Origin of the sequence: Siphonobacter curvatus, from assembly GCF_002943425.1 — a bacterium.
Classification (GTDB): Bacteria; Bacteroidota; Bacteroidia; order Cytophagales; family Spirosomataceae; genus Siphonobacter; species Siphonobacter curvatus.
Map to the genome: position 1 here is coordinate 222036 of NZ_PTRA01000003.1, position 12094 is coordinate 234129.

Consider the following 12094-nt stretch of genomic DNA (forward strand, 5'->3'; position numbering starts at 1 on the left):
GGTGTGAAATGCTCTTTTATTAACAACAAACGATTAGTATCTGCTTAACGATTAGATGCCCCGTCGGAATTGAGCGGACTGAATGCCCAGTTGATCGCGATATTTAGCGACCGTCCGACGTGAGATTTTATAGCCTTGCGTAGCCAGTAATCGCATCAGATCGAAGTCGTTGAATGGATTACGTTTGTCTTCGCAGGAAATATGCTCTACGAGTGCTTGCTGAATGGCTTTGTTTGAAACTTCGTGACCGTCTTCCGTTCGAATGCCTTCCGTAAATAAATCTTTCAGGTGAATCAGACCAAAAGGCGTTTGTACGTATTTACCCGACGTTACCCGTGAAATGGTAGAAATATCCATACCAATTCGATCTGCTACATCTTTGAGAATCATGGGTTTCAGGTTCCGCACATCACCCGTTTCGAAATAAGGCCGCTGTAACTCAACCAGCATTCGCATGGCTCGATGCATCGTATTTTCCCGTTGACGAATCGCGTCAACCAGCCATTGAGCCGATTGTAGCTTATTTTTCAGGTAAGTGGCGGCTCCGCGTTCACGACTGGTATCGACTAAACCGATAATCGAGCTATTTACCCGAATATCAGGCCAATTGCCGCGGTTGAGGGCTACTTCAATCCGTCCATAGTCGTCGTAATGTAAAACATAGTCAGGGATAATACCACGTTTCACGACTATTGAATCGTTATTCCCACCGACGATGGGTTTGGGATTGAGTTTACCAATTTCGGCAACTGCCATTCGTAACTCGTCCTGATCAATACTCAAATGCTTACAGATCTTTTCAAAGTTACGATTGGAAAGTTCAGTAAAGCATTCGCTGACAATATCCATGGCTCGCAGCGTTGCTGCAGTAGCCCGGCGGCTTTCTAGCTGAAGAAGCAGACATTCGCGTAAATCACGAGCTGCCAAACCGGCTGGTTCAAGCTCGTCATGAATGGCTGTGAGTACTTCTTCGACTTCTGAACCATCTACAAAAATTCCATGCCCGAACGAATAATCATCGGCTAACGCATCCGCATCGCTACGCAAGAAGCCATCATCGTCGAGGGAATCAATAATAAATTCGGCCAGAGCCCGCTGACGATCTTTCAGATTCATCCAGCGAATTTGTTCTTTAATTACTTCCCGCCAGGTTTCCTGTTCAACGATGGGTGACGAATACAGATCGTCTTCCGCATTGGGATCCTGGCTCAGCCGCGTTTTATATTCGGGAATATCATCGTTCGAAAATTCGTCCCAATCCCTATAGTCCTCAACGTTCGTCGGTGTTTCGTAATCGACCGTATGATCGTCCCGTTCGTCCGAGGAAAGTTCCATTTCGGCCTCATCGCTGGACTCCTTTTCGGCGGCACCTTCTTCTAGCAGCGGGTTTTCCTCTAATTCGTTGCGAAGGTGTTGCTCAAGCTCCAGCGTAGAAAGTTGTAAAAAATTTAAAAACTGTATCTGCTGAGGAGCTACCCGTAGGGTTTGTTTCTGAGTTTGAGAGAGGTTGACAGAAGTGCTCATATGTGGTTTGGATCGTTTAAGGCGGTAACTGAAGTACTATACCTATTCATAAAGTCAAGCCACACGAGACCTATTCAGCCAAATCCTGCATCTTCGAACCGGATTTTAAGTACCTAGCACATTTTTTTTGTTGATAATCAAGCCGTTTTTGTACGAATGGGACCGACGAGTTTATTTTTTTACTTGACCTTTCTCTTTTCTTTTGGCGGAAAGCTACCTTTTTTTGCCTCCTCTTATTTCCCCAAACTGTAGAAATATAACCACTCGTCTGGTTTTCGATTTAGTAAATGAAGTCTTCGAACGTCTGGCTACTCAATATTGCTGCTGCTTCTGCCATTGCCATACTGGTACTGCTGACCTACCTGTGTTTAGATCAGGTACGATCTACGGAATGGTTTAGTGAACGGGTAGAGCATACGTATAAAACCATTAACGAAAGTGAACGGCTGTTTTCGCAGGTTAAGGAAGCGGAAGCAGGGATTCGGGGCTATCTACTTACCTCGAATGAATTATTCATCAAATCGTATAAACAGGGGCGTACCGAGTACGAAGCTTCCGCTCAACGTCTGCAATTCCTGCTCAATGATAATGCCCATCAGTTACGGCGGCTGGCTGTATTTAAAAGTCTGGCTCGTGATAAGTGGGAAAGTATGGATCTGCAATTGAAAGGGATAGATAAAATCCAGAATCAGGATTCTATGATTCTCAAGAGCAAGGCCATCATGGATGCCATGCAAAAGCAGATCAATGAAATTCAGGACGAAGAACGTAAGCTGTTGACAAGCCGTTTAAAGGCTCGTGAACGCGAATTCAATTTGGCTCCTACGTACTTATTAACGTTGGCACTGCTGGCAGGGGGGCTGTTGATTATTTCGGCGACGCTACTCAACATCGAACTTCGACGGCGGCGTTTGATCCAGATTGATCTGGAGAAAAAAGTCGAAGCCCTCAACCGCTCGAATGCTGAGCTCGAACAATTTGCGTACGTAGCTTCGCACGATTTACAGGAACCGTTACGAAAAATTAGAGCTTTTGCGGATCGGTTGTTGATGCGACAACGCGATCAGCTCACCGAAGATGGTCAGACCATGCTGGACAAAATCGCGAATGCCGCCGAACGCATGCAGAGCCTCATTAACGATCTGTTGACTTTCTCGCGAATGGTAAGTCGTACGGACCCATTGCAAATGGTTAATTTGAATGAAGTACTCGACGAGGTTCAACTGGATCTTTCAGAGGTAATTACTGAACAGCAAGCTTCCGTTCATGTACAGGCTTTACCCACCATTCAAGGTTATCCTTCGCAGGTACGGCAACTTTTGCTGAACCTGCTCAGTAACGCCCTTAAATTTACTAAGCCCGATGTGCTTCCAATGGTTGAAGTCACGTATCGAAAAGTAGATGGATCTGAAATACCAACCCTAGATTCGGACCTGAAAAAAGAACAATGGTATCACTGCATACGCATCAGCGACAATGGCATCGGGTTTGAACCCGAGTATGCTGAGAAAATTTTTGTAATTTTTCAGCGGTTACACGCCAAATCGGCTTATGGGGGCACGGGGATTGGATTAGCCATTTGTCGACGGGTGGTGACCAATCACGAAGGTTATATCTTTGCGGAAGGCAAACCGGGGCAGGGGGCTCTCTTTACGATCTACCTGCCCATTGAAACCACCCAACAGAATCTGACGGGTACGACAGAATAAAAAAATAGCCGTATCTTTAAAGGCAGTTAAATAGCAATAGCGTATGGCTCTGAGCCTGGTGCAGGTATGAATACACAGATTCCCATTTTAGTGGCTGATGATGATGAAGATGATCGTTTTTTAATCCGAACCGCTTTTCGGGACAGCCAATTAACCAACGATATATTTTTTGTAGCCGATGGCGTAGAGTTGATGCAGTTTTTGTATCATCAGGGGCCTTACGCTGATGTTGAAAAATATCCACGTCCTGGCATTATCTTCCTGGATTTAAACATGCCCCGCAAAGACGGCTGGGAGGCCTTGTCTGAAATCAAACAAAATCCAGAGCTGAAGGCCATTCCAGTGGTTGTACTCACTACTTCAAATTCGGAGCGGGATATTCTTCGTACGTATGAGTCAGGAGCGAACTGCTACATTACAAAACCCATTTCATTTGATCAGCTCTTGCAGATTGTCAAAAGTTTTGGTCAGTTTTGGTTAAGCATTGCTTCGATCCCTTGGAAATAAGATCGTTAACCCAACAAAAAAGCCGATTCTTGCGAGAATCGGCTTTTTTGTTGGGTTAACGATTATAGTGGCGTTCGAACGGATCGTTCCGGTTGAGCCAGGGGTAAGGACTCTACCACATGCGCCCGCGGAATGTCATCCTCGGCAGTAGCATCCTTCAACCAGCGGAAAAACCGCTCTTTCCAGTGCTTCTTCGGTTTTCCTTCGGAAATCCGAACCACTTTAGGTTCATCATCCGATACTTCTTTCACCCAAGTCAGCGATTTTTGAAGTAAGTGATTCTGGTTAGAGGACAAGTAATTGGCCGTGGCCCGTTTCAAAAGAAAACGAATAATGAACCGTAACGGCCACGCCATCCGACCAATGGGTGTATAGGCTAAGGCCATATCAATGCCCCGTACCACGCCCATCTGCAAGGCATTGTTCTTGGGTTTACTCATCAATTGAGTAAACGTCTGGACGACTTGCCGGGCGGGATTTATATCTTCTTTAATATCATCAAACTGCCGCCGGATTCCTACTCTTGACGTTTCAATCTGATTTTTCAAGCGGGCTCGTTCGGCCTGTAAGTCGGATAAACTTTCTATTCTATTGTTCATGGTCATTAGCAAATAAGACTAAAGTAGAGGCTACTTTTTAGATTGATCTTTTTCGTAATAGAAGCGTTTGATAAAGGCATTGAGAACAGGAATCTTAATAAATTTATCACGAATCATGAATAAAATAAGGGTTAATACGGCGTATCCCAACGCTACGTAGCCAAATCCCGCGGCTACACTACCTACCGATTCACCAATCCACCAAGCCAATGCAATGCTGCCAAACAATAAAACAAGTCCACCAAATACACTGACGATTAAACCGGCAACCACGGACGAGACAATATCAGCCGTTTTATCGGCTGTTTGCAGAACCGCCATATTCCAGCGGGCCTCTACATATTCAGTAACGCGTGCAAACAAGTCTTCGGCTGATTCGCGAAGGTCCTTTATTGATTCCATAAGGGTTGAGAGCGATAAATAAAAGTAGATTTAAATCAAAAGACGTACAATCGATTGGAGGATATCAGGATGTAATAACAAACGGGGAACTCAACCGTGAGCTCCCCGTTGATCATCGACTAATCGGTGACTGATCTAGCCAGCGAGATTAACCGAGTTGCTCGTTCACTTTCTGCTTAGCAGTTTGTTTTGCTTCCTCAGCCTGATCTTGCAGGTCTTCGAATTTCGAGCGTGCTTTATCTTTTAAGTCACCAGCTTTTGAAACAGCTTGACTCTTTAGGTCTTCCAAAGAGATTTTACCTTTCTGGATCGCTTTTAATACTTCATCGGCCAGATCTCCCACTTGCTTTTTCATCTTACCCCGCGTGTCTTCTCCTTTATCGGGAGCGAACAACAGACCGATCACTGCTCCAGCAGCAGCAGCAGTAACAATTCCTAAAAAGATTTTTCCATTATTAGACATGACATCCTCCTGTTTAAATAGTGAAACTTTTGATTCGATTGAAAATGGAAAAACAGCCGTGCCAGCAAATGAAAAAGCAGGGGTGATTTTTTGAGTAATAAGATTTATTAGATATAAATTATCAAATGATAGTATATTTTCGGGGAAATTCAAGAAATGCGAAAAATCACCCATTCTTCCAAAAAGCTAACAGGATGACTCAAAATGGGGAAAAAAACCCTCAGAAACGCTTTGGTATATTATTTTAAAAACTTTTATCCGGATACCGCACCGTACAGGTGTTTTAGGTTAGGTGGAAGATCGGCATTGGGCAAGTCCACCGGATTTGCCCAATCTTTTTTTAACTTAATCGGTTCAGACCTAAATGATTATGATAGACTTGTTAAGTCTTGGCTATAAATTGTATAAGATATGCCCACGTATCTTCCGAGTATATACGGAGACAATATGAAGGTTTTGATCGTAGATGATGAAGAGGATTTATGTATGCTGCTAGGAAGTTTCCTTCGCAGAAAAAAAGCAGAAGTAAGCTACGCTAATAATCTTCGCAACGGCTTGGAGCAGTTGCACCATGTCAATCCAGACGTCGTTTTTCTTGATAATAATTTACCAGATGGAACGGGCCTTGAAGCGCTGCCTAGCTGGCGACAGTTATATCCTGAAAGTCGCATTGTTATGATTAGCGCCATGAGTAATTTACGTGAACGAGCTTTGGCTAGTGGTGCTGATGCTTTTCTGGAAAAACCCTTGAGTTTTAGACTAGTGGAATCAGTTTTGGACTAATCGCGTACCAAACACATACTATATTTTTTAATAAAGCTCCGGTCATTGATAGGCCGGAGCTTTATTATTTTCCAATGATTTTACTAATAGCTATTTCTAAAAAATAATACCCATTGGGACTTGACTAATTGGCCAATGGATGATCTAGTGAATCGATTACTATCAAAGCAGCACTATCACAAAAAAGCCCTTGAGTAATATAGGGGATTTTGGGCTACACAGTATTTATACTTAATCCTTTAAACTCTTTTGAGCTTCGTCAATCTTTCGATTTAGGTCTCTCTTGAATTCTTTCCAGTCCGCTTTCGCATTGTTTTGAATCTTTTTTAATGAAGCATCTAGTTCATCTCGCTTCACTTCTAATTTTGCTTTTCGCTGCTGCCAGCGGATTTTTTCTTTGTTTTTGGCTACTTTGATTTTAGCGTCTACGCGGTCAATCTCATTTTGTAGCGCCATTTTCTGATCTTCTACCTTAACAGACAACTCCGAACGTTCACGTTGCCAGTCTTCTTTACTTTCCTGTCCTGATTCTTTAACATCCGTAGCTACCTCATCAAAGGCTTCCTTAGTTTTGTCTGCGGCTCGATCCGCTGCATTTTCTATGTTGTCTTGAGCTTTCTGGGCATCTTCAGCAGCTTGGTGTTTCTCTTTTGCGGTACAACCTATTAAGAGCGAGCAACTTAGGATTCCCAGGTTTACCCAGCAAAGCATTTGTTTTTTCATAAGGCATTCTTCATTTAAGCGTCCATACTCAATAGCTAACAAATAAAGAAATGTACCTAAGTTTTAATGGCCATGCTTTTTTAACCGCTTGGTGGAATCAATCGATTAAGATCGATGTGTAGAAAAGCTTAGGTTACCAATTCGAAGGAAATGTGTAGAAAAAAATACTCGAAATACAGTTGGCCTATCTGAAATCTTACCCATTTGAAGGGGTAGGTAGTACCGGCTGAGCCGCTTCTACGGCTACCTGTAAGCTTTTAAAATTAACGCCTCCAAAATAAGAAGCAAAGGCAACATCTGCCGCATCTCGACCGTAAGCAACCGCAATACGATTCCCGCGGGGCTGTGACTGTGTAGGATCGAACGTATACCAGCGATCGCCCACGTACGCTTCAAACCAGGCATGCAAATCCATCGGGTCCAGTTGATACAGATAACCTACTACCATCCGGGCTGGGATGTTGCAACTACGACATAGGGCAATACCCAGGTGGGCAAAGTCCCGACAAACGCCGACGCGATTGAGCGTAATGTCCATGGCTGATGTAGAAGAATTCGTTACGCCGTATTCGTACCGGATGTTGTTATAAATCCACTGCCGAATAGCTTCTACCTGAGCGTATCCCAGCGGATAGCCCTGAATGATTTCTGCGGCTAGCCCACCGAGCTTGTCGGCTTCGCAGTACCGGCTTTGCAGCAGAAATTGCATCACTTCATCGGGTACATTGGATACGGGTACCCAGTCAGCTTCGGTATGAACATCAATTTGGTCCGCACAATCGGCCGTTACTCTTGATTCCAGCCGAAAAGGACCGGGTGGAATCATTAAGCGTTGGCAAAGATTCCCGTAAGAATCCGTGTATTCCGTGATCTGAACGAGCGGATCAACGATGTACTCTTCCTTGACGATAAATTGACTGGCTCCACTGCGGGGTCGAAGCATAAAAACGGCGGGAACATGAGCTAGGGCTTCTAGTTCAATCTGGCAACTGGCTTGAATAAGCATGGGAATAAGACGTTAGGGAGCGGTAAAAGTCAATAAAAAGACAGTCCAGATCAGCGTAACTTTTCGAAAGATAAGCCAGAATCTTTGGACTAGGGAAGTGGCACTACATTTTCGGTTTTAAGCAAACATTGTTTCTAAGACAATGCAACGACAGATCTTTTCTTCTCCGTATAAACCACTCTCTCAAAGAGCAATCGCTATGGACGTAAGTGAACAAAAGCAAATATTAAACTTCCTGTACGCGGTTTGTAGTGATCGCCATGAACAGTACCAAAACGCTCAGGAAGAAGCCAGAGAATCGCATTTGAAAGAAATGTTTAGCAATGGCGAACGTGAAAGTGGACAAATGATGCAGGAAATCCGCACACTTTTGCAGGAATTAGATTTACCATGGGAAGAACAAAGTACGCTTTCGGGGGATTTGCATAATCTATGGATCGACTTCCGCTCGAAACTATCCGGTCACGATTCTAAAGCTATTTTAGAGGCCTTGTGCTGCGCCGAAGAGGCAAATCTAGAGAAGTACGAGCAGGAATGGCAGAATAACCAAAGTGGAGATGACCAGGTACAGGCGTTAATCAGCCAGCACATCGGAGAGTTAAAACATTCGCTGGAAAAACTGAAGACGCTAACGCAGGATGAAGAAAGCCACCTAAAGCTGAAATTGTAAGCTAACCATGAGGGAAAAACAAAAGACCCGGCTCGTTGAACAGTCGGGTCTTTTATTCGTTTTAGTCGCAATTGTATGTAAAACGGCGAACCCTATCTGAAAGTTTCAGGGTTGAAAAATAGTCTCATAGTTTTTTATGAAAACTTCAACTTTTTTTAGAACGGTACGAAAGGCTTAAAAACCCGATGGTAGCCACTAGTGAAAAGCTAATCATCAACCACCAGGCCGATGCAAAGCCGACGCGACTGATAAACTGGGTACCGAGCAGGGGAGCTGAAATTTGAGCAATGGACCACGAGGCCGTATAAGCTGCCGTGTACTGTCCCCGATTGTGAGGTTTCGAGCGGGCAATGGCGTACGAGTTCATGAAAGGCATGGCTAACATTTCGGCCAGCGTAGCCAGGATCATGGCCACTACTAACCAGATGACACCAAAGAATACATTAAAAATTAGGTAAGATATACCCACCAGTAACGTTCCAATGGCCATGAGCCGCAAGTGTACAAAACGGTTTTCCAGTTGATGGACCAGCACCATTTCAACGGCTACAATCAGCACGCCATTCAGGGCCATGAGCGTACCAATCTGATTTTCGGGTAGGTGATACACCTGCTTATAATACAGCGGAACCGTTGAGAACAACTGAAAAAAAGTAATGGCAAACAGGGTAACAAAAACCATGAAAACCATGAAATGCGTATCCCGATACGCGGAATCCTGACGGGATTGCTCAACGGTTTGACGGTCGTGGGAAACGAACGTTCGAGGAAGAATCAGTACGAGCAAAAGCGTCGCGGCCAGACAGGTGCAGCCATCGGCCCAAAACAGTAGCGAGTAATCGATGGATGCTAGCCAGCCGCCTACCGCTGGGCCTACCGACCAGCCCAGATTCAGGGCCAAGCGGTTGAGCGAGTACGAACGGGTCCGGTTTTCGGGGGTGCTGTATAGGGCTACTGCGGCCGTGACGGCGGGACGGAACCCCTCGGCAACCAGTCCCAGTACAAACGTGCCCAGGCATAGGCTTTCGAACGTTTTGAGTTGGCCTACGACCAGAAACATCACACCACCCAGCCCCAGGCATACCCACATTACCCGGTAGGCTCCCAGGCGATCCGTAAGTCGTCCGCCGAGCAGGGTGCCCCCAATGGAACCAACCCCAAACAGAGCCATAATTACGCCAGACTGGTCAATACTTAAGTGCAGTGACTCCGTCAGGTATACCCCCAGAAAGGGAATAACCATAGTACCGCAGCGATTGATAAACATGACCAAAGCCAGCAACCATATGGATCGCGAAAGCCCGCTATAGGCGGATCGATAGAGTTGTAAAATCATGGGTAGAGTGGGGGAGGAAGAATAAACTAGTGTAAGAAAGTCAAAGGTAAGCATTCCCTGTTTTCTCCCGAGAAAGAAAAGAATGAAGCCTTCCAAATTCGCTAAAAAATTCGTAATTTTAAGGATTAAGCCCTTTTTGCCATGAATGCAGATGCCCTACGACAGGCCGCTTCGTTTTGTGCCTACCAGGAACGAACGGTGCAGGAAGTCCGTCAGAAACTCAGTGCTTGGGATGTATCCGAGGAAGATACGGAAGCCATCCTGGCCCGATTAATTCAGGACGGGTACCTCAGCGAAGAACGCTTTGCCAAAAGTTTTTCCCGGGGAAAATTCAGAACCCGCCACTGGGGAAAAATCAAAATCGAAATGGAAATGCGGCGGAAAGGCCTCGGCGAAACCGACCGCAAAAACGCGCTGGAAGAAATCGACCAGACGGAATACCACGACTCGCTGAAAAGCTTACTGGCCAAGAAAGACGCTTCCCTGAAAGATACCGACCCACGGGTACGCAAGCAGAAACTGGTTCGGTACGCCCTAAGCAAAGGCTACGAGTCGGGCCTGGTCTGGAAAGTACTGGGCGAGGACTGGGACTAAGGTGGCCTGACTTTTTCATCGCGGATGCCACCTAATTTGCACGTATCATGGACTTTGGTAAAGTTTCACCCGGTCAAATCAATACCATCAATTTTACGCTTCCCGCCGACTCGCCCCTGAATACGCAAGTATTGCCGGGCCAGCCGGTGGCTCATCCCTTGCCCGCGTATGTGGGTTGCCCCGTTTGGATGGAGAAAAGCTGGCTGGGCAAAATCTATCCTTCGGCTATGAAGGATAAAGAAGCACTGGCTCATTACACCCAGCAGTTCAATACCATCGAACTCAACGGCACTCATTACCAGATGCCTAACGACGAAACCATTGAGCGTTGGCTGGAAGAGGCTACCCCGGGTTTTAAATACTGTCCCAAGTTTCCTAAAGCCATCAGTCACGAAAAAGAATTGCTCGGCGTAGAAGAGGTTACCGCTTTTTTCTGTCGGCAATTACTGAAACTGGGCGATCACTTAGGCATTCCGTTTCTGCAACTGGGGCCGGCTTATACGCCACAGAAGGGAAAAGGACTGGTGGAGTTTCTCAAACTCATTCCGGAAGAAATGACAATTGCCGTGGAATTCCGGCATCCGGACTGGTTTGCCAATCCCCGCATCTGGGCCCGTACCTGCGAAATCCTGCGGGAGGCGGGGCACGCGGCGGTGATTACCGATGTGTCAGGTCGCCGGGATGTGCTGCATCAGACGCTGACGGTTCCTAAAGCCGTGATTCGTTTTGTGGGTAATGAGCTGCATCCCACGGATTATACCCGTACCGACGAATGGATTCAACGCCTTAAAAAATGGCAGCAACAGGGTCTACAAGAACTCTACGCGTTCATTCACTGTGGACAGAGTGAGTGTGCTCCCGAGTTGTCTAACTACTGGATTCAGGAATTGAATACGCATCTGGGCTTGTCACTGAAGCTACCTAAGTTTTTACCGAAAGTCGATCAGATGAGTCTGTTTTAAAGAAAAGCGGATGTATCCCTTTCGCAAAAATGCGATTTCTGGAAAATTCTTCTACTTTTGCCATATGAATTGCACCGTATTTCATCATCATTCCCATGTATGGCTCCGCTGAACAGGCTGATGTGATTCCGGTTTTATGGTCTAGCAAACACCGAATAACAGATACAAACGCCTGATTCACCGAATCGGGCGTTTTTTTATGATCGAACGTAATCGCTGAAGGTTATGAAAACCGTCATTATCAAATACAACGCCGGCAATGTACAGAGCGTCATGTATGCGCTGGAACGCATCGGGGCCTCGTACCTCTGGACGGACGATGAGGCCGAGATCCGTACCGCCGACAAAGTCATTTTTCCGGGCGTCGGCGAAGCCTCAACCGCCATGGCATACCTGCGGGAAAAGGGCCTTGACCGCGTTATTCCTACGCTCCAGCAACCCGTACTGGGCACCTGCGTGGGTATGCAGTTGATGTGCCAGTATTCGGAGGAAAACCAGACGCAGGCCCTGGGCATTTTCCCGGTAGACGTCAGACGTTTTCCGGCGGGTGAACTCAAGGTCCCGCACGTGGGCTGGAATAACCTGTACGATTTGAAGTCGCCGCTGACGGAGGGGATGACGCCCCATCCGTACGTGTACTTTGTGCACAGTTACGCGGCTCCGGTATGTGAATACACGGTAGCCAGTTGCGATTACGTCGTGCCCTTTTCGGCGATGCTGCACAAAGACAATTTCTACGCCGCTCAGTTTCACGCTGAAATCAGCGGAAAAGAAGGGCAGCTCATTCTTGAAAACTTCCTGAAACTCTAAGTAGCT

The 12094-nt window shown here is 46.0% G+C and carries 14 protein-coding genes; 7 read left to right on the forward strand and 7 right to left on the reverse strand.

Annotated features, from left to right (window positions below; translation table 11 throughout):
* Positions 1 to 51: 51 nt before the first annotated feature.
* Positions 52 to 1524: an RNA polymerase factor sigma-54 gene (rpoN, locus tag C5O19_RS18035; RefSeq protein ID WP_104714780.1), complete on the reverse strand. Its 1473-nt coding sequence runs from the start codon at positions 1522 to 1524 to the stop codon at positions 52 to 54.
* 287 nt (positions 1525 to 1811) lie between these two features.
* On the opposite strand from rpoN, the gene C5O19_RS18040 reads away from it, so the two are divergent.
* Positions 1812 to 3233: a sensor histidine kinase gene (locus tag C5O19_RS18040; protein WP_104714781.1), complete on the forward strand. Its 1422-nt coding sequence runs from the start codon at positions 1812 to 1814 to the stop codon at positions 3231 to 3233.
* A 66-nt stretch (positions 3234 to 3299) separates the two neighbouring features.
* Positions 3300 to 3740, forward strand: coding sequence for a response regulator (locus C5O19_RS18045; RefSeq protein ID WP_104714782.1), 441 nt, complete (start codon positions 3300 to 3302; stop codon positions 3738 to 3740).
* A gap of 62 nt (positions 3741 to 3802) precedes the next feature.
* On the opposite strand, the gene C5O19_RS18050 is transcribed toward C5O19_RS18045, so the two are convergent.
* The 3 genes from C5O19_RS18050 to C5O19_RS18060 all read right to left on the reverse strand — a co-directional run bounded on the left by C5O19_RS18050 (position 3803) and on the right by C5O19_RS18060 (position 5378).
* Positions 3803 to 4339 carry a hypothetical protein gene (locus tag C5O19_RS18050; RefSeq protein WP_133163388.1) on the reverse strand — a complete coding sequence of 179 codons (537 nt, stop codon included), beginning with the start codon at positions 4337 to 4339 and terminating at the stop codon, positions 3803 to 3805.
* A gap of 30 nt (positions 4340 to 4369) precedes the next feature.
* Positions 4370 to 4741, reverse strand: a complete 372-nt coding sequence (locus tag C5O19_RS18055) for a phage holin family protein (protein WP_104714784.1) — start codon at positions 4739 to 4741, stop codon at positions 4370 to 4372.
* Positions 4742 to 4889: 148 nt separating this feature from the next.
* Complete coding sequence (locus C5O19_RS18060; RefSeq protein ID WP_104714785.1) at positions 4890 to 5378, reverse strand: YtxH domain-containing protein; 489 nt, start codon at positions 5376 to 5378, stop codon at positions 4890 to 4892.
* A gap of 273 nt (positions 5379 to 5651) precedes the next feature.
* Here C5O19_RS18060 and C5O19_RS18065 point away from each other — a divergent pair, with 273 nt between their 5' ends.
* Positions 5652 to 5987 carry a response regulator gene (locus C5O19_RS18065; protein ID WP_233207910.1) on the forward strand — a complete coding sequence of 112 codons (336 nt, stop codon included), beginning with the start codon at positions 5652 to 5654 and terminating at the stop codon, positions 5985 to 5987.
* Between the two features lie 231 nt (positions 5988 to 6218).
* Here C5O19_RS18065 and C5O19_RS18070 read toward each other — a convergent pair whose 3' ends face one another.
* Positions 6219 to 6710 (reverse strand): hypothetical protein, encoded by a 492-nt coding sequence (locus tag C5O19_RS18070; RefSeq protein WP_133163389.1) that lies wholly within the window; start codon positions 6708 to 6710, stop codon positions 6219 to 6221.
* A 196-nt stretch (positions 6711 to 6906) separates the two neighbouring features.
* Entirely contained in the window at positions 6907 to 7716 is an 810-nt protein-coding gene (locus C5O19_RS18075) for a transglutaminase domain-containing protein (protein WP_104714787.1), read from the reverse strand.
* A gap of 142 nt (positions 7717 to 7858) precedes the next feature.
* Here C5O19_RS18075 and C5O19_RS18080 point away from each other — a divergent pair, with 142 nt between their 5' ends.
* Entirely contained in the window at positions 7859 to 8386 is a 528-nt protein-coding gene (locus tag C5O19_RS18080) for a PA2169 family four-helix-bundle protein (protein WP_104714788.1), read from the forward strand.
* A gap of 145 nt (positions 8387 to 8531) precedes the next feature.
* On the opposite strand, the gene C5O19_RS18085 is transcribed toward C5O19_RS18080, so the two are convergent.
* Complete coding sequence (locus tag C5O19_RS18085) at positions 8532 to 9722, reverse strand: MDR family MFS transporter (RefSeq protein WP_165796057.1); 1191 nt, start codon at positions 9720 to 9722, stop codon at positions 8532 to 8534.
* A gap of 141 nt (positions 9723 to 9863) precedes the next feature.
* On the opposite strand from C5O19_RS18085, the gene C5O19_RS18090 reads away from it, so the two are divergent.
* The 3 genes from C5O19_RS18090 (at position 9864) to hisH (ending at position 12088) form a co-directional block, all read left to right on the forward strand.
* Complete coding sequence (locus tag C5O19_RS18090; RefSeq protein ID WP_104714790.1) at positions 9864 to 10316, forward strand: regulatory protein RecX; 453 nt, start codon at positions 9864 to 9866, stop codon at positions 10314 to 10316.
* Positions 10317 to 10363: 47 nt separating this feature from the next.
* The gene (locus C5O19_RS18095) at positions 10364 to 11278 is read left to right on the forward strand and encodes a DUF72 domain-containing protein (RefSeq protein ID WP_104714791.1); all 915 of its coding nucleotides are present in this window, start codon (positions 10364 to 10366) and stop codon (positions 11276 to 11278) included.
* Between the two features lie 225 nt (positions 11279 to 11503).
* Positions 11504 to 12088 carry an imidazole glycerol phosphate synthase subunit HisH gene (hisH, locus tag C5O19_RS18100; RefSeq protein WP_102202355.1) on the forward strand — a complete coding sequence of 195 codons (585 nt, stop codon included), beginning with the start codon at positions 11504 to 11506 and terminating at the stop codon, positions 12086 to 12088.
* The last annotated feature ends 6 nt before the right edge of the window (positions 12089 to 12094 follow it).

Excerpts from the sequence above, each read along its gene's own strand:
- rpoN (WP_104714780.1), bottom strand. The coding sequence starts at position 1,524 with ATGAGCACTTCTGTCAACCTCTCTCAAACTCAGAAACAAACCCTACGG.
- C5O19_RS18040 (WP_104714781.1), top strand. The coding sequence starts at position 1,812 with ATGAAGTCTTCGAACGTCTGGCTACTCAATATTGCTGCTGCTTCTGCC.
- C5O19_RS18045 (WP_104714782.1), top strand. The coding sequence starts at position 3,300 with ATGAATACACAGATTCCCATTTTAGTGGCTGATGATGATGAAGATGAT.
- C5O19_RS18050 (WP_133163388.1), bottom strand. The coding sequence starts at position 4,339 with ATGAACAATAGAATAGAAAGTTTATCCGACTTACAGGCCGAACGAGCC.
- C5O19_RS18055 (WP_104714784.1), bottom strand. The coding sequence starts at position 4,741 with ATGGAATCAATAAAGGACCTTCGCGAATCAGCCGAAGACTTGTTTGCA.
- C5O19_RS18060 (WP_104714785.1), bottom strand. The coding sequence starts at position 5,378 with ATGGGTGATTTTTCGCATTTCTTGAATTTCCCCGAAAATATACTATCA.
- C5O19_RS18065 (WP_233207910.1), top strand. The coding sequence starts at position 5,652 with ATGAAGGTTTTGATCGTAGATGATGAAGAGGATTTATGTATGCTGCTA.
- C5O19_RS18070 (WP_133163389.1), bottom strand. The coding sequence starts at position 6,710 with ATGAAAAAACAAATGCTTTGCTGGGTAAACCTGGGAATCCTAAGTTGC.
- C5O19_RS18075 (WP_104714787.1), bottom strand. The coding sequence starts at position 7,716 with ATGCTTATTCAAGCCAGTTGCCAGATTGAACTAGAAGCCCTAGCTCAT.
- C5O19_RS18080 (WP_104714788.1), top strand. The coding sequence starts at position 7,859 with ATGCAACGACAGATCTTTTCTTCTCCGTATAAACCACTCTCTCAAAGA.
- C5O19_RS18085 (WP_165796057.1), bottom strand. The coding sequence starts at position 9,722 with ATGATTTTACAACTCTATCGATCCGCCTATAGCGGGCTTTCGCGATCC.
- C5O19_RS18090 (WP_104714790.1), top strand. The coding sequence starts at position 9,864 with ATGAATGCAGATGCCCTACGACAGGCCGCTTCGTTTTGTGCCTACCAG.
- C5O19_RS18095 (WP_104714791.1), top strand. The coding sequence starts at position 10,364 with ATGGACTTTGGTAAAGTTTCACCCGGTCAAATCAATACCATCAATTTT.
- hisH (WP_102202355.1), top strand. The coding sequence starts at position 11,504 with ATGAAAACCGTCATTATCAAATACAACGCCGGCAATGTACAGAGCGTC.